Origin of the sequence: Massilia arenae (assembly GCF_008014745.1) — a bacterium.
GTDB classification, from domain to species: domain Bacteria; phylum Pseudomonadota; class Gammaproteobacteria; order Burkholderiales; family Burkholderiaceae_D; genus Telluria; species Telluria arenae.
In genome coordinates this window covers 78,362-96,717 of the sequence record NZ_VPFD01000004.1, presented here as the reverse complement: position 1 = coordinate 96,717, position 18,356 = coordinate 78,362, and the positions used below count along the sequence as shown (strand labels likewise).

The following is an 18,356-nucleotide window of genomic DNA, read 5'->3' as shown; positions in this document are numbered from 1 at the left end:
ATTAGTGGGCGCCCTTGCCAATGGTGGTTGATCCGGTCAGGTGCTGGACTACGCGCTCCATCTTCATGAAACGCGAGCCCTTCACCAGCACAGTCGAATTGGTATTGCCGCCCAGTTTTTCATCCAGTGCTGCCAATAATTCGTCGAACTGCTCGTAATGCCGCGCTCCCGACGCGACCAGGTGGCGCGCCAGCTCGCCCGTCGCGAGCACGGTGTCGATGCCACGCGTAGCTGCGTAAGCACCGATTTCTTCGTGAAACTCTTTTCCTTGCGCGCCGACTTCGCCCATATCGCCCACGACCAGGATGCGCGGCGCCGGGTATGCCGCCAGCACGTCGATCGCGGCCCGCATCGAATCGGGGTTCGCGTTATAGGTGTCGTCGATGACGGTCGCGCCGTTTGCAGCGGTCTTGCGCTGCAGGCGACCGCCGACCGGGGCAAAGGCTTCCAGCCCGCGCACAATGGCGGCCTGCTCGATGCCGGCGCCGAGCGCGCACGCGATCGCCGCCAGCGCATTGCGCACATTGTGTTCGCCGGCCGCGGCCAGCGCGATGCCGAATTGCGCGCCGCGCGCCCTGACCTGCAGGTCGCTGCCAAAACCATTACTGGTATAGGTCGCGTGCACGTCGCAGGCGTCCGACAGGCCGAAGGTGATGACTTCGCAGGCGGCCAGGCCGCGCCACAGGTCCGTATAAATATCGTCGCCCGGGAACACGGCCACGCCATCGTTCGACAGCGCCTGCAGCACCGAACCGTTCTCGCGCGCCACCGCTTCGACGGTGTGCATGAATTCCTGGTGCTCGCGCTGGGCGTTGTTCACCAGGCCCACGGTCGGCGTCGCGATCACGCTCAGGCGGCCGATCTCGCCCGGATGGTTCATGCCCAGCTCCACCACCGCCGCGCGGTGCGAGGCATCCAGGCGGAACAAGGTCAATGGCACACCGATCTCGTTATTCAGGTTGCCCTGGGTCGCCAAGCGTGCTTCTTCTCCCACTGCGGCGGCCAGGATGGATGCGATCATTTCCTTGACCGTCGTCTTGCCATTGCTGCCGGTGACACCAATGAGCGGGATGTCGAACTGCGCACGCCAGGCGTGGGCGATGCGGCCCAGCGCCACCAGCGTGTCAGGCACCACGATCGCCGGCAGGTTCCAGCCTTCCGGCAGGCGCGACACCACGACCGCAGCGACATCGCGTGCGACAACCTGGTCGAGGAAGTCATGGGCGTCGAAGGTCTCGCCCACCAGCGCGACGAACAGCGCGCCGGCATCGACCTTGCGGCTGTCAGTCGACACGCCTTCGAAGGACGCGTCAAGCCCGACCAGGCGTGCGCCCGGAATCGCTTCGACCAGCTGTTGCAACGATCCGCGCATCAATGCGTCCTCAACATGGTAAGCCGCGCCGTCAATGCCAGCGAGGCGTGGTCCGCATCCGAGAACGGCATCTTGCGACCCTTGATTTCCTGATAGGGCTCATGGCCCTTCCCTGCCAGCAGGATCACGTCCTGCTTGGCAGCCTGCTTCACCGCCAGCAGGATGGCGGCCGCGCGGTCTTCGACCGTCTGCACGCGCGCAGGCTGCGAGGTGTCCATGCCGGCCACGATCTGGGCGATGATGCTGCTTGGCTCCTCGCTGCGAGGGTTGTCGCTGGTGACCAGCACCTGGTCGGCGCCTTGCGCGATGCGGCCCATCTGCGGGCGCTTGCCCGGATCGCGGTCGCCGCCGCAGCCGAACACGCACCACAGCTGGCCGCCGCGATCCGTCGCGACCTGGCGCAGGGCGTCGAGGGTTTTTTCCAGCGCGTCCGGCGTGTGCGCATAGTCGATCACGACCATCGGCGCATCCGACCCGCCCATCTGCTGCATGCGGCCCGGCGCCGGGACCAGGGTCTCGATCGCATCGACCGCGGCCTTGAGCACCACGCCCTTGGCCAGCAGCGCGCCCAGCACCGCCAGCGTATTGCTGACGTTGTAGTTGCCCACCAGCTGGGTGCGCACGGTCGCGTTGCCTTGCGCTGTTTCGACCTGGAACTCGGTGCCGGCGTTCTTGCTGCGCATGCCGCCGGCGCGCAGCACGGCCACGCCTTCGGGCGCCCCGGCGGCGGCGATGGTGTAGCCGGTGACCGCCAGCGCCGGGAAGTTGTTGCGCAGGTGGGCAACCAGGCGCTGCCCGGCCGGATCGTCGAGGTTGACCACTGCGTGTTTCAGGCCATCCCATTCGAACAGCTTGATCTTGGCCGCCTCGTAGCTTTCCATGTCGCCATGGAAGTCGAGGTGGTCGCGCGTCAGGTTGGTGAAGATCGCGACGTCGACGTGCATGCCGGCCGTGCGCTCCTGCACCAGGCCGATCGACGAGGCTTCGATGGCGAGCGCGCCGGCGCCCGCCTTTTTCAGGTCGGCCAGCTTCTGGGCCAGCAGCACCGCGTCCGGCGTGGTGTAGCCGGTGACGTCGAACTGCGGCTCGCTCGAAGTCTTGCCCTTGATGAGGCCCACGCCCAGCGTGCCGATCACGGCGGCAGCTTCGCCCAGGCGCGCCAGGGTTTGCGCGGTCCACAACGCGCACGAGGTCTTGCCGTTGGTGCCGGTGACGGCCACGGTGAACATGGCGCGGTCCGGATAGTCCAGCACCGCGTGCGCGATCGGGCCGGCGTTCTGTTTCAGGCCGCTGACGGCCAGGTGCGGCACGCTAAAGGCGGCGTCCCAGGTGAAATCGGCTGCTTCGTGCACCACGGCGGCGGCGCCGGCTTCGATGGCGGCTTCGATGTAGCGACGACCGTCAGCGGCCTCGCCCGGGTAGGCGAAGAACACGTCGCCGGGCTTGACGCGGCGCGAGTCGGAAACGAGACGGCCGCCTGGGGCGGCGGCGCGAATCCATTCGATGGTGTCGTGCAGGCTCGGGGCCATCACATGCTCTCCTCTAGAGGAACTTCCGGAATGATGATGTCCGTGATCGATGAATCGGGCGGCACGTTGGCGGCCCGCAGCGCATTGGAAAACAGGTCGGCCGCGGTCGGCGCGGCGACATAGCCGCCGGTGCGCAAGGCGCCGCTCGGATCGTCGACCATCACCGCGATGATGAAGCGCGGCTTGGACATCGGCGCGATGCCGGCGAAGTAACCGATATTGTTGGTGCGCGAGTAGCGGCCGTTGACGATCTTCTCGGCGGTGCCGGTCTTGCCGCCGACGCGGTAGCCGGCGACCTGGGCGCGCGAGGCGGTGCCCCCCGGGCCCACCACCGATTCGAGCATGGTGCGCACCTGGGCCGCGGTCTTGGCCGAGATCACCTGCTGGCCCACCGGCTGTTCGTCCACCTTCACGAAGGACAGCGGGATGATGTCGCCGTTGCGGGCGAAGATCATATAGGAGCGCGCCATCTGCAGCAGCGACACCGACAGGCCGTGGCCGAAGGCCATATTGGCGTATTCCACCGGCTTCCAGGTTTTATAGGGACGCACGCGGCCGGCGGCGGCGCCGGGGAAGCCGAAGCGCGGCGCCTGGCCGTAGCCGACCTTGGTGTACAGCTCCCACATTTCCTGCTGCGGGATCATCTGGGCTATCTTGACCACGCCGAGGTTCGACGATTTCTGGATGATGCCGCTGACGGTCTGCACGCCGTAGTTGTGGAAATCGCGGATGCGGCGGCCGGTCACCATCATATAGCCCGGATTGTTGTCGAACACGGTGTCGGGCGTGACGCGGCCGGTCTCCAGGCCGAGCGCCACGGTGAGCGGCTTGATCGTCGAACCCGGCTCGAAGGTGTCGGTGATGACGCGGTTGCGCAGCTGCTCACCGGTCAGCTTGGAGCGGTCGTTCGGGTTGTAGGTCGGGTAGTTGGCCAGAGCAAGGACTTCCCCCGTTTGCACGTCGAGCACCACGGCGGCGCCGGCCTTGGCATTGAACTTCTCGACCGCGTTCTTGATGCTGGTGAAGGCGATGTACTGCAGCTTGCTGTCGACCGACAGGGTCAGGTCGCGGCCCTGGTGCGGTTCGCGGAACATGCCCAGGTCTTCGGCGATGTGGCCGAGGCGGTCCTTGATCACGCGGCGGCTGCCGGCCACGCCCATCAGGGTCTTCTGGTGCTGCAGCTCCATCCCGTCCTGGCCCTTGTCCTCGACATTGGTGAAGCCCACCAGGTGGGTCACCACTTCGCCCTGCGGATAGAAGCGCTTGTATTCCTTGCGCGTGTCGATGCCGTCGATCTTGAGCGCCAGGATCTGGTCCACGATCGGCATCTCGACCTGGCGCTTGAGATAGACGAAGCTGCGGTCGGAGTCGAGCTTCTTGCGCAGCTCGGTTTCCGGCATCTCGAGCAGGTTCGCCAGCGCGCGCAGCTTTTCCGGCGGCGCCTGCAGCACGTCTTCGGGGATGCCCCAGATCGCGCGCACCGGCAGCGAGGTGGCCAGCACGGCGCCGTTGCGGTCGAGGATGCGGCCGCGCGTGGCCGGCAGCTCGAGCGTGCGCTCGTAGCGGCTCTTGCCCTGCTTTTGCAGGAACTGGTTCGATACGCCCTGCAGCCAGACCGCGCGCACGGCCAGCGCGGCGAAGGCCGCGAACAGGACGAACAGGACCAGGCGCGAACGCCAGTCGGGCAGGCGTACCGCCAGCACCGGGCTCTTCGAGAAAGCCACGCCTTTCGACGCGGCCACCCGCGCATTGCTGTTCTTGGCGCCGCCACGCATCATGGGGCGCCCTCCGTCAGGTATTGGGTCCGGGCCGGGCTCAATGGCGCCATCTCGAGCTGGGAACGGGCGATCTGCTCGATGCGTTCGTTCTTGGCCAGGCGCGACTGGTCGAGCTGGAGCTGGTCCCAGTCGATGTCGAGCTGGCGCGCGTGCTGCTGCAGGCGCTCGAACTCGATGAGCAGGTGGCGCGCCTGGTAGCGGGCATTGACCACCGATAGCGCGCATCCCACCAGCAAGGCGGTCAGGAGCACGTTCAGCTTGACGCTCATGCAGGCGTCCCCAGGCGTTCGGCCACGCGCAGCACCGCCGAGCGGGCGCGCGGGTTTTCCGACACTTCCGTCGCGGACGGCTTGATCTTGTCGATCAGCTTCATCTCGGGTTGCGGCAGGTCGACGGCGCGGATCGGCAGGCGGCGATCGGGTTGCTCGACCTTGGCCTTGGAGGCGAGGAATTGCTTGACCATGCGGTCTTCCAGCGAGTGGAAGGAAATCACGGACATGCGCGCGCCCGGCGCCAGCATGCCGTAGGCCGCGATCAGCCCTGCCTCGAGGTCCTCAAGCTCTTTATTGATGAAAATCCGGACAGCCTGAAAGGTCCTGGTTGCCGGATCCTTGCCTTTTTCCCAGCCCTTGACCGCGCTTGCCACGATTGCGGCAAACTGTCGTGTGCTTGAAATTGGTTCGACTGCGCGGCGAGCAACAATCGCCTTTGCAATCTGAAAAGCATACCGCTCTTCTCCATAATCGCGTATCACCTTTTCCAATTGAGGTTGCTCCGCGGTCGCAATCCACTCGGCAGCCGACATGCCGCGCGTGGTATCCATGCGCATGTCGAGCGGGCCATCGTTGCGGAAGCTGAAGCCGCGGCTGGCGTCGTCCACCTGGGGCGACGAGATACCCAGGTCGAGCAGGATGCCGTCGACCCGGGGGATGCCGCGCGCGGCCAGCGCGTCGTGCATCGTTGCAAAGCTGTCGTGGACGATCGTGAAGCGTGGATCGTCGATGTGTGATGCAGTGGCAATCGCTTGCGGATCTTTGTCGAACGCGATCAGGCGCCCTTGCAGGCCCAGGCGCGACAACAACAGGCGGCTGTGGCCGCCCCGTCCGAAAGTGCCGTCTATATAGATGCCGTCAGCGCGTGCGCCCGCGAGGTTGAGCGCATCGACCGCTTCGTCAAGCAGCACCGTTCGATGCTGGTACACAGGCACCGTTAAGGAATCCGTCATCGGCGCCTCAGAAAGAGAAATTGGAAAGGACATCGGGCATGCCACCGGCGACGGCCTCGGCCTCGTCCTCGGCCAGCTTGGCGGCATTCCAGATTTCGAAGTGGGTACCCATGCCGAGCATCATCACTTCCTTCTCGAGCCCGACCGCGGCACGCAGTTCGGGCGAGACCAGCACACGGCCGGCGCTGTCGAGCTCGACATCGACGGCGTTGCCGAGGAAAATGCGCTGCCACGCACGGGCCGACATGGGCCAGGCAGCAATCTGCTTGCGGTGCTCTTCCCATACCGGGCGCGGGAAGAAGAGGAGGCAGCCATGGGGGTGTTTGGTCAAGGTCATGCGGCCCTCGCACTGAAGCGTAAGGGCGTCACGGTGCTTGGCCGGAATCGACATTCGGCCTTTTGCATCGAGATTGATCGCGGACGCGCCCTGGAACACGTATTTACCTAGCTTTGGAGAGTTGTTTGTCGTTGTTTGCCGGACGCCGGGAGCCGAAGGAGTTACCCCACAACCCTCCCACAAATCGACACTTTTTCACACCGTTTCCCACTTTAGTGGAAGCAATGTTGACGGTCAAGCGAATTCACGATTGACGAATCCGACTTTTTCCAATGAAACCAAGGACTTAGGCGCAGGTGCGCGGCACCCGGCTCAACAAAATGTCCCTTAAAATTAGGGACTTAGCCGTAGGAGTGAATGAAAGGCCTGAGTTGTACAGACGATGTTTACGTTTGAGCAACGTCAATGAGAAGAAAAATATTGACGTAAAGAAACAACTATTGGGTCTAGCAGACCACTGTATGGGCATCCAGCCATCGAAGTTATGGTTATCGGCGCCGCCGACTGCAGCCGGCGGATGCTTACAACTGTGGCGCACTACGCACTATCCACAGTTAACTATTTTGACTTTGGGAAACTAAAAACGTAAGATCGGAAAATATGAACACCCCAACCAACCTGCAGCCGGCATCGACCTACAATGCCGCGGACTATTGCTCGACCAAGGAGGCCGCGGCCACCCTGGGCGTCTCGCACCGCACGGTGCAGCTGTGGGTGGAAAACGGCACGCTGCAGGCCTGGCGCACCGCCGGCGGCCATCGCCGCATCACGGTGGAGTCGGTGAACCGCCTGGTCGACGGCCGGCGCATCGCCATCGGTGCGTCTCCGGCGCCAGCCAGCGCGCCGGCGCCGGGCAAGCCGCGGGTGCTGGTGGTCGACGACGATCCCCTGATGCTGCGCCTGTACGAACTCGAGATGGCGGGCTGGGGCCTGGACTTCGAGGTGGTCAAGGCGAACAATGGCTTCGAAGCCCTGATCCGCATCGGCGAACAGCGCCCCGACCTTCTCGTGAGCGACCTGAACATGCCGGGCATGGACGGCTTCCGCATGATTCGCACGCTGCGCGAAGACAGCGGCACGGCCGGGATGAACATGATCGTCGTTAGCGGCCTGGACCGTGCGACGATCAAGGCCATGGGCCTGCCAACCGACATTCCGGTCTTCCCCAAGCCGGTGCCTTTCGGCGAACTGCGCAGCGCCGTCGAGAACGGCCTGGTGCGCGCGTAAGCTTAAACTGCTATGCTGACCCACCGGCGCAGCGCGCGTCCGGCCTATCAGGGAGCTGTCATGTCCGCATTCCCGTCACCGCAAGCAACACCCCATCCGCCCGTCGAGGCGCGCACGAAACCATGAGCAGGACGATCCTCGTCGTCGACGACCAGGACGAACTGCGCCTGCTGATCTCGCTCACCCTGCAGCCGCTGGGACGCATCGTCGAAGCGTCCAATGCCGAGCAGGCCCTGGCCCGGGTCGCCGATGAAGCCCCCGACCTGGTCGTGCTCGACATCTGGCTCGGTCCCGGCGCCAGCGGCCTCGACGTGTGCGCCGAACTTCGGCGCGATCCGCGCCATGCAACAACCAAAGTCATCCTGCTGTCGGCCTGCGGCCAGCAAAGCGATATCGCGGCCGGCATGGCGGCCGGGGCTGACCTGTACGTGGTCAAACCGTTCAGTCCGCTGGAATTGCTCGACGCGGTACACGGCCTGCTGGGCTGAAACGTTGTCATTGAGAAACAAATATTTCCTTTAGAGACACTTCTCTAATTTCACTGCCAATTCCGTAAATCCGAACACATTCGTAATAATACGATAACGCAAACGCGTGCTTTGGCGCCACCGGCATCTTGCGGCGTCCATAATCTGTTGAACAATCCCGCAAAAGCAAAAATACACAATTGATATCAGTCGCGCCGGTGCCGGCGCGGCTGCGCGCAGTCCGCCGACAAAGCCGTTATGATGGGTTCATCATATATTTACCCGGCAATTCTCGGCTTCCACCATCATGTTGCGCGCATCCCGTCTCCTCGCGGCCAGCCTGGCCGCCGCTACCCTGGCCCTGCCGGCCGTGGCGGACGCGCGCGTGGCGTCGGCCAGCTTCGAGGCGCGCTTCGAGATCGTCGCCACCTGCTCGGTCAGCGTCGCCCGCTCGGTGGACGTCGCCTGCGCCAGCCCGGGCACGCCCTACCTGCTCGATTCCAGCGCCGCACCTTCCCAGCGCAGCGCCGACCTGGACGCACGCCGCGTCACCGTCTACTTCTAAGACGTTTTCCTTATTTGCATATCAGCTTTTCTTCGTAGGTCGCTGGGCAGGCGCCGTCGATAATGGCTGAGTGAATCATTCCGCCCCTACTCTCGACACCCACGCAGCCGCGGACAATGCCGACCGCCTGGTGCACTGGCTGATCGACAGCGTGCAGCTGGAAGCGACGGTGTTCCACCTCGGCCAGTACTGCGGCCGCTGGCAGGCGTCCACCGCCGGCCGCGGCCTGGGCAGCTTCCACCTGGTGCTGCATGGCGAGTGCTATCTGCACGCCGAGGGCCGCGCGCCGGTCCACTTGCGGGCGCGCGACGGCGTGTTCATGCTGCGCGATACACCGCATTTCCTTAGCCCCGACCCAGACCCCGCCAGCGCCTGTCCCGGCCTGCCGATGCAGCAGCTCGGCCAGGCCGCGCCGGACGCCACCGCCCTGGCCTGCGGCTTCTTCCACTTTCGCAGCGCGCTCAGCACGCTGATCGCCGACTCCTTCCCGGACAGCCTGGTGCTGCGCGCCGACGACCCGTCGTTGCAGGCCCTGAACGCGCTGTTCGAACTGATCCTGCTGGAACCGGCGCGCGATCCCGACGCACCGTCGCCGCTGGTAGCGCGCCTGGCCGAGCTGATGTTCTTCTATGTCATCCGTCACGTGGCGCGCCAGCAGGACATCGCCACCGGCCTGCTGGCCGTGGCCAGCCGCCCCGAGTTCTCGCCCCTGCTCGACCGCATGATGCAGGAGCCCGGATCGGACTGGTCGACCGAGAACATGGCGCGCGCGGCCCATATGTCGCGCTCGAGCTTCTATAAACACTTCAGCGAGGCCAGCGGCCAGGCGCCGGCGCAGTTCCTATTGCTGCTGCGCATGAAAATCGCGGCCCAGCGCCTGCACGGCGGCGAGACCGTCGAGCGTACCGCCGGCCACGTCGGCTACAACTCGTATGCCGCTTTCTCACGCGCCTTCCATAAGGTGATGGGCGAGCATCCGGGCACCTTCCGGCGCGGCCGCCACGTCCACGTCAAGACGTCGCCGATCGGGCCGATTCGGACGATCGAGCAGAAAACAAGGACGGGCGTGTCCAAACGTGTTTTTCATTCGCCGCTAAAATGACGGACCCAACGCTTTAATAGAGAGATCCGCCATGTCCCGCCTGACCCTGCATACCCAAGAAACCGCGCCTGAAGGCAGCCGTCCTTTCGTGGACAAGGCCGTCGCCAACAACGGCTTCCTGCCGAACCTGATCGGCGTGCTGGCCAATTCGCCGCAGGCGCTGCAGACCTATATGACGGTGTCGGGCATCAATGCCGAGACCAGCCTCACCCTGCCGGAACGCGAAGTCGTGCAGATCACCGCCGCCCGCATCCACGGCTGCGACTTCTGCATCGCCGGCCACACCGCCATCGCCCTCAAGAAGGCCCAGCTGCCGGTCGAGACCGTGCGCGCGATGCAGCAAGGCCAGGATACCGGCGATGCGAAACTCGACGCCGTGCGCCAGTTCTCGGAAGCCGTCATCGCCACCCGCGGCGGCGTGAGCGACGACGCGCTGGCCGCCTTCAAGGCCGCCGGCTACAACGACCAGCAGGCGCTGGAAGTCGTGCTGGGCATCAGCCTGGCCACCCTGTGCAACTTCGCCAACACCCTGGCCGGCAGCGCGATCAACCCGCAGCTGCAACCCTTCGCCAGCGGAGCCATCTGATGGCGAACGGCGAACAAACGACGCTGCCGCCAGCCCTGGCCGAGTGGCTGCAGGCCAATGCGGATGAACTGGACAGCACGCCCGCGCTGGCGAGCGAAGTCGTGCCGCGCCTGGCCGGCGCCGGCCTGTTCGCCGTCGGCGTACCGCAAGACCTGGGCGGCAGCGGCGGCGCCACGATCGACGCGATCGACGCCATCGCCGCCGTGGCCGAGCATTCGGTCACCGCCGCCTTCGTGTTCTGGGGCCAGCGCACCTTCATCGAATACCTGCTGCAAAGCCCGAACGAGGCCATGCGCGCGCGCTGGATCGGCCCCCTGATGCGCGGTGAATTCGCCGGCGCCACCGGCCTGTCGAACGCGATGAAATTCCTGTCCGGGATCGAGTCGTTGCAGATCACGGCCACCCCGAACGACGCCGGCTGGCAGCTCGACGGTTCGCTGGCCTGGATCACCAACCTGCGCAAGGAAGGCTTCATCGCCGCCGCCGCCGTCAATTCCGCCGGCGACCTGCCGCCCGCGGTGGTCGCCTTCATCAGCGACAGCGCCGGCGTCACGCGCAGCCCCGACCTCGAACTGATGGCCCTGCGCGGCAGCAATACCGCCGCCGTCAAGATCGAGGGCGTGCAGATCGGCGAAGGCGAAGTGCTGCATCCGAACGCGCGCGCCTGGCTGCCGGGCGTGCGTCCGTCCTTCCTGGGCCTGCAGTGCGGCCTGTCGATCGGTCTGGCGCGCGCCAGCCTGCGCGCGGCGCATGCGCTGTCGACCGCCATGCGCGGCCCACTGCTCGAACGTATCGTGGCCCAGCAGGTCGCGCTCGAAGACCTGGTGACGCAGCTCAAGGATGGCGTGGCCGATGGCCGCTTCAAGACCGCCGCGGCGCCGATGTTCCGGCTGCGCATCGCGCTGGCCGAATCCGTCCAGCAAGCCGTGATGCTCGAATTGCAGGCCAGCGGCGGCCGCGCCTACCTGGTCGACCGCGACCGCAGCTTCGCGCGCCGCTGGCGCGAATCGGCCTTCATCCCGATCGTCACCCCGAGCCTGACCCAGCTGCAGGTCGAACTTGCGAAGCACGCCGCGGCATGACGGCGCCAGTGCTCGAACAAGGCGCAACCGCGCTGTCGGCCTCCGGCCTGCGCATCGGCTACGGCGGCAAGACCGTGGTCGACGATATTTCACTCACCATCGACAAGCGCGAGATCGTCTGCCTGCTGGGCGGCAGCGGCTGCGGCAAATCGACCCTGCTGCGCGGCCTGGCCGGCCTCTCCCCGGCCCAAAGCGGCAACGTCAGCTTCCTGGGCGAGCCGCTGCTTGAACCACACCCGCGCGCGGCGCTGGTGTTCCAGCAACCGAGCCTGCTGCCCTGGCTGAACGTCGAAGGCAATGTCGGCTTCGGCCTGGATTTCGCGCGCCAGCCGGCGATCGCACGCGACGCGCGCAAGCAGCGGGTGGTCGAGGCCATCGAGGCGGTCGGCCTGGCGGCGCGCGCGCATGCCTATCCGGCCCAGCTGTCCGGCGGCCAGGCCCAGCGCGTCGCGCTGGCGCGCGCCCTGGCGCGCCAGCCCGAGCTATTGTTCGCCGACGAGCCGTTCTCGGCGCTGGACGCGATCACGCGCGCCGAGATGCAGACCCTGCTGGTCGACCTGGTGCACCGCTGGCATACCGCCGTGTTGCTGGTGACCCACGATATCGACGAAGCGATCCTGGTCGCCGACCGCATTTTGCTGATGGCGGTCCAGCCCGGCCAGCCAGGCAAAATCGTCCGCGAATGGAAGGTCGACCTGCCGCGGCCACGCCACGAATACGCCGAGGGCGTGGCCGGGCTGCGCCTGGACATCATCAAGGCGCTGCGCGAAGGCGCCTGACGTTTCGAACCACGCAAGCACAATAAATAAAAGGAAAACCCATGAACGACTCGATCCACATCTGCGCTTCTTCCGACTGCGATTGCGGCATGACCCGGCGCGACTTCCTGCGCATGTCGGCCCTGACCGGCGCCGCCGCGGCGTCGCCGCTGCTGTTCGCGGGCGACGCCGCGGCGCAGAACTTCAAGGGCGACGACCAGCCGGTCAAGATCGGCTACCTGCCGATCACCGACGCCGCGCCACTGCTGGTGGCGCACGGCCGCAAGCTGTTCGAGCAGCAGGGCCTGAAGGTCGAGACGCCGCGCCTGTTCCGCAGCTGGGCCCAGATCATCGAGGCCTTCGTGGCCGGCCAGGTCAACGTGATCCACCTGCTGTCGCCGGCGACCCTGTGGGTGCGCTACGGTTCGAAATTCCCGGCCAAGGTGGTGGCCTGGAACCACGTCAACGGTTCAGCGCTGACGGTGCAGAACGAGATCAATTCGGTGCTTGAGCTGGGCGGCAAGACGGTCGCGATCCCGTTCTGGTACTCGATCCACAACATCCTGCTGCAAAAGATCCTGACCGCGAACAAGCTGAGCGTGGTCACCCGCGCACGCGGCGCCGCGCTCAAGCCTAACGAGGTTAACCTGATTGTGCTGGCGCCGTCCGAGATGGTGTCGGCGCTGGCGACCAAGTCGATCGCCGGCTACATCGTGGCCGAGCCGTTCAATGCGGCGGCCGAGAATGCGAAGATCGGCAAGGTGCTGCGCTTCTCGGGCGACGTCTGGAAAAACCACGCCTGCTGCGTGACCTTCCTGGCCGAGCGCGACCTGAACGACAAGCCGGAGTGGTCGCAGCGCGTGACCAATGCCATCGTCAACGCCCAGCTGTGGTCGCGTTCGAACCAGGTGGAAACGGCCAAGCTGCTGGCCGCGACCGGCCCCAACAAGTACACCCCGCACAATCTGCAGGCGCTGACCAAGGTGCTGGCCACCACCGATTATTCGGACTACGAAAAGCGCCGCATCGTGGCCCACCCGGCGTGGAACCAGCGCCGCATCGACTTCCAGCCGTTCCCCTTCGCCTCGTACACCGAGGAACTGGTGCGCGCCATCGGCCAGACCAAGGTCGAAGGCGACATCAGCTTCCTGGCCAAGCTCGATCCGAAGTTCGTGGCGCGCGACCTGGTCGACGACCGCTTCGTGCGTAAATCGATCCAGGCAGTGGGCGGCCCGGCCAAGTTCGGATTGCCGGCCAACCTCCTGCGCCTTGAAGCGATCGCGGTCTGACGATGCTGGGACGTTTCTTGTGGCCGGTCGCCGGCTTTGCGATCGCGCTGCTGCTGTGGTCCTGGGGCGTCAAGGGACTCGAGGAGACCACGCCGATCGCGACGATGTTCGCGCCAGTCGAGACCTTCAAGGCCTTGCACGTGATGGTGCTGGGACCGGACATCTGGCTGCACGTGGTCACCAGCCTGAAGCGCGTGGCCGTGGGCCTGGGCTTCGCGATCCTGTTCGGCGTGCCGCTCGGGATCCTGGTCGGCATGTCGAAGGCCTTCAGCCAGGCCAGCACGCCGCTGTTCCAGCTGCTGCGCATGGTCTCGCCGCTGTCGTGGATGCCGCTGGCGGTGATGGTGCTGGGCGTCGGCGACGCACCGGTCTACTTCTTGCTGGCCTTTGCCGCCGTGTGGCCGCTGATGCTCAGCACCGCCGCCGGCGTGGCCCAGCTCGACCCCAACTGGATGCTGCTGGCGCGCTCGCTGTCGGCCACCAAATGGGAAGTGATCTGGCGCCTGGTGCTGCCAGGGATCACCGCGCAGATCCTGACCGGCGTGCGCCTGGCGATCGGCATCATCTGGATCGTGCTGGTGCCGGCCGAGATGCTGGGCGTGTCCGCCGGCCTCGGTTACTTCATCCTCGATACGCGCGACCGCCTGGCGTATTCGGAACTGACGGCCGCGATCATCCTGATCGGCCTGCTCGGCTATGCGCTCGACTACGCGGCGCGCTTCGTGCACGCGCGCTGGCTGCATTCGGTGCCGTCCGATCCGCTGCGCTGACCGGCCCTGCGATCCCCGCCACCGAGCGGGGATTTTTTTTAGAACGTCAGCTGCACCGTGATCGTATCGCGGTAGTTGCCCGGCGTCGGCGCGCGCTGGCGCGGCACCAGGCCATGCATCATGACGCTCTGCGTGCCGCCGTTCCCGGTGCCGGTGTACACCACGGTGCCGCCAGTGCCGTCGCCCCAGATCGCGCCGTCCGGCGTGGACGAGATCCGGTAGCCCAGGGTTTCGCCGGTCAGGCTGTTCTTCATGGTGCGCGCCGCCGGGTTGCCGGACAGGCCGCCGTTCATCGAGACCTGGTAGCTGCTGTTGGCGGTGCAGGTCACGCTCAGCGGCGCGCTGGCGCGCCGTTCGCTCAAGGGGCTGCCCGAGCCGAACACCAGGTTGCTGGCGCTGATCAGGCAGTTATTGGTCACGGTGGCGCGCGCCTGGAAGGCGAACGACTCGGTGACGCCGGCGGTGCACGACTTGCCGAGTCCAAACGAGTACTGCAAGGTGCCATGGCCGGCGAAATTGGCCGTGTACAGGGTGTCGGTATTGCCCGAGGTGCCGACGCCGGACAGGCTGGCAGCCGGTATGCGGCCATAGATCGTGACGCTCTGCGTCACCCCGCCCAGCGACAGCAGGCCGACCAGGGTGCCGGAGATCGGCTTGGCGCCGATGGTGCTGGTGTTGCCGCCCCACAGCCAGGCCGAGGTGGCCGACGGGTCGGCATACAGGTTGAAGCCGAGGCGCCGCGAACCGCTCATCAGGTAGCGTGGATCGCCGGTGCCGCCGCCGCTGCCCGGACCCAGGTTGACGCAGACGTTGGCGGCCGGCAGCAGCAGCGCCGACTGGCCCAGCAGCAGGGTCCAGTAGCAGGTCACGTTCAGGGTGCCGGTCGCCGTGTAGTCGGTGTTGGCGATCGGGCTGACCACGCCGAAGTCGATGTCGGTCATGGTGACGGCACAGGTGTCGGCGCGCGCGCCGGGAATGGCGAGCAGCCACAGCAGCGCCGCTGCAAGCAGGGCCCGCAGCAGCCGGACGTTCATGGTCGTCATCTTCATCATGGTTGTTTTCCTTGCACGGGCTGGCATACCAGCGGTCCGATGGTCGGCAGTTCGCCCGCCACCGGCTTGTAGTCGAAGCGCACCTCGCAGGCTTCCGCACCGGTCCCGACCGTTACCCGGTTGTGCGCCCGCAATCCTTCCACGAACAGCACGCCATCGTAACCCACGACCGCGCCGGCCTCGGCGCGGGGCCCGGCGCCGTCGAGCCGAGCGGGGGTGCCGACCTCGGGCGGCGTGCCGTCCGGCCTGAGCACCATCAGGGTCGCGGCCGCATAGCGTTCGATCTCGAAGCGCGCCACCACGCCGGCGTATTCGCGCGGCACCACGTCCTGGCTGCTGCCGGCGATGCGGGTATCGGGCGGCAGCGACGACGGATCGATCGCGATCCGGTTGGCGGCGTACGGTTGCAGGTCCGGCACCAAGAGGCGTCCCTTGCTGTCGGTGCGGCCGATCACGCGATTGTCATGCAACACCGGCAGGTCCGGCGCGCCGGTCGAGACCAGCGCAAAGCCGTTGCCGACCTGGCGCGCGGCGACCACGGTGCCATCCATCGCCACCAGGGCGCCGCTGAAGTCCAGGCTGGTATTGCTGCCGCCATTCACGTGTTGCGTGGAGATGGCGGCGCGGCCGTGCGAGCCGAGATACTGGACTTGCGCCTGGTGGTAGCGCTGGGCGCCGGCCATGCCGGACTGCAGCCCCCAGCCCAGGCCGCCCTCGAAGTCCGGCGCGCGGCCGAGCGACATCGAGGCCGCCGTGTCGCCGCGCTGGCGGCCGGCGTTGGTATTGAACGCGATGCGCGAATCGAAGGCCATGCTGAACGTGAACGTGATGCCGCGCTCGGCGCTGCGCTTGAGGTCCTGGAACGCACTGACGCTCAGGTTGCCGCGCAGCCCCACGCTGCGCGACCAGGCCAGCGACAGGTTGCGCGTGACGCCCGGCGTCTCTTCGACCGGGCCGATCGGGGTGCCGCCGCCGGCGCCGGGGCCCAGCGGGTCGGGCGCCAGGCCCAGGCCGTTCTCGGGCGGCAGGCGCAGCTGGATCAGGCTCACGCTCAGGCCATTGCCGCGGTACGAAGTGCTCAGCGTGGCGCGGTCGGTGGCGCGCGGCACCGGCACGCCTTCGAGCACGCCCAGGTCGCCGTAGTTGCGGCTGGCGCGCACCGACTGCACGTCGAAGGCGAAGCGCGGCGACACGTATTGATAGCCGAGGCTGGCCTGGCCGCCGCGATGGCGGCCGCTGCTCGCGGCCAGCGCGGCGCTGAACACGCCCGCGTTCGGGATGCGCTTGAGCACGCCGGCGCCGGCCAGCACCAGGCCGCTGCCCGCCTCGGCATGCCCCTCGAGCGTCATGGTATCGCTCCAGCCGTGGCGCCAGGACGCGAGCGCCGCCGCGTTGCCGTAGCTGAAGGAGTGCAGGCCGTAGTCGCGCCGCAGCGCGCCGACCGAGACCGCGAAATCGCTCAGGCCGCGCGCCAGCAGGCGGGTGTCGACGTACAGCGGCAAGGTGGTGGCCACTTCGCGCCCGAGGGCGTCGCGGGTGACCACGGTGGCCTGGCCGGCGCCGTTCAGGCCCGTCACCTGGTCGACCACGAACGGGCCGGTGGGCACGGCGGCGCTGAACTGGCGCACGCCGTTGACGTACAGGTCGACGCTGCTGGGCACCACGGCCGAGCCGGCGACCGAGGCCACCGGATAGGTCACGAGATCGGGCCGCAATTCGAAATTGCGGCGCCATTCGATGCCGCCCAGGCGCATGGCGCGGGTCCAGCTGAGCGCCGGGGCGACGGTGTCGCCCACCTGCCAGGTCGACAGACGGTCTTGCGACGAGCGCACCCAGCTCGTGTCGTAGCGGATATACCCCCGCCCTTCTCCGCGCAATATGGCGGCGCCGGTGCTATTGAGCGAACCATGACGGTCGAAATAGCGCAGGTCGAGGGTGCCGGCCAGCGAGCGCGAGCTGCTCTGGCCGAACAGATTGTAGTTGAGGAGCATGCCGCGGCTGGCCTGGGCCGGTCCGGCCTGGCGTACCGTGCGTGCGCTCAGCACGCGCTGCTCGCGCAGGGCGTCGGTCAGGGTCAGGGCCAGGGCTTGCCGGGCGGGGTCGTAGGCCCAGCGCATGCCGCGCACCTCGTCCAGCGAAAAATCGCTGCGCCCGGCCACGCCGAAGCGGGCCGGGTCCAGGCCCAGCTCGCGCAGGGACTCGACCGTCATGCGCAAGGTGGACCCCAGCTGAATGACGGAAACGATCTGGCCGGTCGGCTGGCCGTCGATGCTGGTCTCGAGGAAGAGTTCGACCGCCTGGTCGGCCACCGCCGCTGCCGGCATGGATGCCGACGTGGATGCAGGCGTGGAAACAACCTGGGCCACCGCGGCGGCGATCGGCGTCAGGCACAGGGCGAGCAGGCAGGACGAGCGCAGCGCCCGCCATGGCGGGCGGCGGGTCAAGTGCTGCACGAGGACTTAGTCCCTGGCGACGACGGCGCTGGCGGACTCGGGCCGGGTGTTCACCGTGGCCTGGATCCCCAGGGGCGCCGGCATGCCGGATGCGACGTCGGGCGGCAAAGCCCATTCGCGCGCTCGGCCCGGCAGCGCATAGCCCAGCAGGCCCTTGGACAGCTCGACGTCGCGCGCGCCGATGCGCACGCTGGTGGCGCCGATCTGGGCGTGCAGGGTGCCGGCGTTGAAGGCGCGCAGGTGCCAGGCGCCGTCGCGCTGGAAGGTGCTCCATTCGAGCTTGGGCGCGGCCTGGCCGTCGGCCGGCAGCACGAAGGCCGGCACCGAATACTGGAGGCGGATCGCGACGTTGCCCTGCTGGCTGTCGCCGCGCGGGAGTTCGTCGATGAGGATGCGGTAGGTCTGCTCGGCGGCGCCGGCGGGGGTGGCCTGCGCACCCGCGCGGCGCACCAGGCGGATGGTCTGGGTGCTGTTGGGGGCGACCTCGATCACCGGCGGGCTGGCCACCAGCTGGGTGGTCGGGGTCAGGGCGTCGTTGCCATCACGCTGGTCCCATGCGTAGACCCGCACCTGGCCGTACAGGGGCGTATCGCCATTGTTCTGGAGCTGGATGCCGGCCGCGTTCTGGCCCGGCTGGAAGCTGATCGACACCGGCGAAATCTGCAGGTTGGCGGCATGCGCCAGCGGACCGGCCATCAGGCCAGCCGTCCCCAGGACCATGGACAAGGCTGTAAAGCGGGCCGCAGCGTTTGCGGCGCAGCGAA

Annotated in this window: 18 protein-coding genes; 9 read left to right on the top strand and 9 right to left on the bottom strand. The window is 66.9% G+C overall.

What is annotated here, in order from left to right:
• Position 1 precedes the first annotated feature (1 nt).
• The 6 genes from FVD38_RS04570 to mraZ are packed head-to-tail and all read right to left on the bottom strand — an operon-like array spanning position 2 to position 6,340.
• On the bottom strand, positions 2–1,372 hold the full coding sequence (locus FVD38_RS04570; RefSeq protein WP_147933730.1) for a UDP-N-acetylmuramoyl-tripeptide--D-alanyl-D-alanine ligase: 1,371 nt from the start codon (positions 1,370–1,372) through the stop codon (positions 2–4).
• On the bottom strand, positions 1,372–2,901 hold the full coding sequence (locus FVD38_RS04565; RefSeq protein ID WP_147933729.1) for a UDP-N-acetylmuramoyl-L-alanyl-D-glutamate--2,6-diaminopimelate ligase: 1,530 nt from the start codon (positions 2,899–2,901) through the stop codon (positions 1,372–1,374). The genes FVD38_RS04570 and FVD38_RS04565 overlap by 1 nt, the downstream gene beginning before the upstream one ends.
• Positions 2,901–4,679 carry a peptidoglycan D,D-transpeptidase FtsI family protein gene (locus tag FVD38_RS04560; protein WP_147933728.1) on the bottom strand — a complete coding sequence of 593 codons (1,779 nt, stop codon included), beginning with the start codon at positions 4,677–4,679 and terminating at the stop codon, positions 2,901–2,903. Before FVD38_RS04560 ends, FVD38_RS04565 begins: the two co-directional genes overlap by 1 nt.
• Positions 4,676–4,948, bottom strand: coding sequence for a cell division protein FtsL (gene ftsL, locus FVD38_RS04555; protein ID WP_147933727.1), 273 nt, complete (start codon positions 4,946–4,948; stop codon positions 4,676–4,678). Before ftsL ends, FVD38_RS04560 begins: the two co-directional genes overlap by 4 nt.
• Complete coding sequence (gene rsmH / locus FVD38_RS04550; protein WP_187271485.1) at positions 4,945–5,925, bottom strand: 16S rRNA (cytosine(1402)-N(4))-methyltransferase RsmH; 981 nt, start codon at positions 5,923–5,925, stop codon at positions 4,945–4,947. Before rsmH ends, ftsL begins: the two co-directional genes overlap by 4 nt.
• Positions 5,912–6,340, bottom strand: a complete 429-nt coding sequence (gene mraZ / locus FVD38_RS04545) for a division/cell wall cluster transcriptional repressor MraZ (RefSeq protein ID WP_147933726.1) — start codon at positions 6,338–6,340, stop codon at positions 5,912–5,914. Before mraZ ends, rsmH begins: the two co-directional genes overlap by 14 nt.
• Before the next feature lie 501 nt (positions 6,341–6,841).
• On the opposite strand from mraZ, the gene FVD38_RS04540 reads away from it, so the two are divergent.
• The 9 genes from FVD38_RS04540 to FVD38_RS04500 all read left to right on the top strand — a co-directional run bounded on the left by FVD38_RS04540 (position 6,842) and on the right by FVD38_RS04500 (position 14,087).
• Entirely contained in the window at positions 6,842–7,468 is a 627-nt protein-coding gene (locus tag FVD38_RS04540; protein WP_147933725.1) for a response regulator, read from the top strand.
• 122 nt (positions 7,469–7,590) lie between these two features.
• Complete coding sequence (locus FVD38_RS04535; protein WP_147933724.1) at positions 7,591–7,956, top strand: response regulator transcription factor; 366 nt, start codon at positions 7,591–7,593, stop codon at positions 7,954–7,956.
• Between the two features lie 286 nt (positions 7,957–8,242).
• Positions 8,243–8,500 (top strand): hypothetical protein, encoded by a 258-nt coding sequence (locus FVD38_RS04530; protein WP_147933723.1) that lies wholly within the window; start codon positions 8,243–8,245, stop codon positions 8,498–8,500.
• 70 nt (positions 8,501–8,570) lie between these two features.
• Positions 8,571–9,602 (top strand): AraC family transcriptional regulator, encoded by a 1,032-nt coding sequence (locus FVD38_RS04525; protein ID WP_147933722.1) that lies wholly within the window; start codon positions 8,571–8,573, stop codon positions 9,600–9,602.
• A gap of 31 nt (positions 9,603–9,633) precedes the next feature.
• Entirely contained in the window at positions 9,634–10,188 is a 555-nt protein-coding gene (locus FVD38_RS04520; RefSeq protein ID WP_147933721.1) for a carboxymuconolactone decarboxylase family protein, read from the top strand.
• Positions 10,188–11,270 (top strand): acyl-CoA dehydrogenase family protein, encoded by a 1,083-nt coding sequence (locus FVD38_RS04515; protein WP_123069402.1) that lies wholly within the window; start codon positions 10,188–10,190, stop codon positions 11,268–11,270. Before FVD38_RS04520 ends, FVD38_RS04515 begins: the two co-directional genes overlap by 1 nt.
• The gene (locus FVD38_RS04510) at positions 11,267–12,049 is read left to right on the top strand and encodes an ABC transporter ATP-binding protein (protein WP_147933720.1); all 783 of its coding nucleotides are present in this window, start codon (positions 11,267–11,269) and stop codon (positions 12,047–12,049) included. Before FVD38_RS04515 ends, FVD38_RS04510 begins: the two co-directional genes overlap by 4 nt.
• 41 nt (positions 12,050–12,090) lie before the next feature.
• Complete coding sequence (locus FVD38_RS04505) at positions 12,091–13,317, top strand: ABC transporter substrate-binding protein (protein WP_147933719.1); 1,227 nt, start codon at positions 12,091–12,093, stop codon at positions 13,315–13,317.
• 2 nt (positions 13,318–13,319) lie between these two features.
• The gene (locus tag FVD38_RS04500) at positions 13,320–14,087 is read left to right on the top strand and encodes an ABC transporter permease (protein ID WP_187271474.1); all 768 of its coding nucleotides are present in this window, start codon (positions 13,320–13,322) and stop codon (positions 14,085–14,087) included.
• Between the two features lie 38 nt (positions 14,088–14,125).
• On the opposite strand, the gene FVD38_RS04495 is transcribed toward FVD38_RS04500, so the two are convergent.
• Genes FVD38_RS04495 through FVD38_RS04485 form a run of 3 tightly spaced genes read right to left on the bottom strand, consistent with a single transcriptional unit; the run spans position 14,126 to position 18,312 of the window.
• Positions 14,126–15,139, bottom strand: a complete 1,014-nt coding sequence (locus FVD38_RS04495) for a Csu type fimbrial protein (RefSeq protein WP_187271473.1) — start codon at positions 15,137–15,139, stop codon at positions 14,126–14,128.
• Positions 15,136–17,592, bottom strand: a complete 2,457-nt coding sequence (locus tag FVD38_RS04490; protein WP_147933717.1) for a fimbria/pilus outer membrane usher protein — start codon at positions 17,590–17,592, stop codon at positions 15,136–15,138. Before FVD38_RS04490 ends, FVD38_RS04495 begins: the two co-directional genes overlap by 4 nt.
• Before the next feature lie 6 nt (positions 17,593–17,598).
• On the bottom strand, positions 17,599–18,312 hold the full coding sequence (locus tag FVD38_RS04485) for a fimbrial biogenesis chaperone (protein ID WP_147933716.1): 714 nt from the start codon (positions 18,310–18,312) through the stop codon (positions 17,599–17,601).
• Positions 18,313–18,356 lie beyond the last annotated feature (44 nt).

Bases quoted from the DNA above. Each gene is read 5' to 3' on its own strand.
- FVD38_RS04560 (WP_147933728.1), bottom strand. From the start codon at position 4,679: ATGATGCGTGGCGGCGCCAAGAACAGCAATGCGCGGGTGGCCGCGTCG.
- FVD38_RS04520 (WP_147933721.1), top strand. From the start codon at position 9,634: ATGTCCCGCCTGACCCTGCATACCCAAGAAACCGCGCCTGAAGGCAGC.
- FVD38_RS04515 (WP_123069402.1), top strand. From the start codon at position 10,188: ATGGCGAACGGCGAACAAACGACGCTGCCGCCAGCCCTGGCCGAGTGG.
- FVD38_RS04565 (WP_147933729.1), bottom strand. From the start codon at position 2,901: ATGGCCCCGAGCCTGCACGACACCATCGAATGGATTCGCGCCGCCGCC.
- FVD38_RS04500 (WP_187271474.1), top strand. From the start codon at position 13,320: ATGCTGGGACGTTTCTTGTGGCCGGTCGCCGGCTTTGCGATCGCGCTG.
- FVD38_RS04495 (WP_187271473.1), bottom strand. From the start codon at position 15,139: ATGATGAAGATGACGACCATGAACGTCCGGCTGCTGCGGGCCCTGCTT.
- FVD38_RS04530 (WP_147933723.1), top strand. From the start codon at position 8,243: ATGTTGCGCGCATCCCGTCTCCTCGCGGCCAGCCTGGCCGCCGCTACC.
- FVD38_RS04510 (WP_147933720.1), top strand. From the start codon at position 11,267: ATGACGGCGCCAGTGCTCGAACAAGGCGCAACCGCGCTGTCGGCCTCC.
- FVD38_RS04535 (WP_147933724.1), top strand. From the start codon at position 7,591: ATGAGCAGGACGATCCTCGTCGTCGACGACCAGGACGAACTGCGCCTG.
- ftsL (WP_147933727.1), bottom strand. From the start codon at position 4,948: ATGAGCGTCAAGCTGAACGTGCTCCTGACCGCCTTGCTGGTGGGATGC.
- FVD38_RS04570 (WP_147933730.1), bottom strand. From the start codon at position 1,372: ATGCGCGGATCGTTGCAACAGCTGGTCGAAGCGATTCCGGGCGCACGC.
- FVD38_RS04505 (WP_147933719.1), top strand. From the start codon at position 12,091: ATGAACGACTCGATCCACATCTGCGCTTCTTCCGACTGCGATTGCGGC.
- FVD38_RS04485 (WP_147933716.1), bottom strand. From the start codon at position 18,312: ATGGTCCTGGGGACGGCTGGCCTGATGGCCGGTCCGCTGGCGCATGCC.
- FVD38_RS04540 (WP_147933725.1), top strand. From the start codon at position 6,842: ATGAACACCCCAACCAACCTGCAGCCGGCATCGACCTACAATGCCGCG.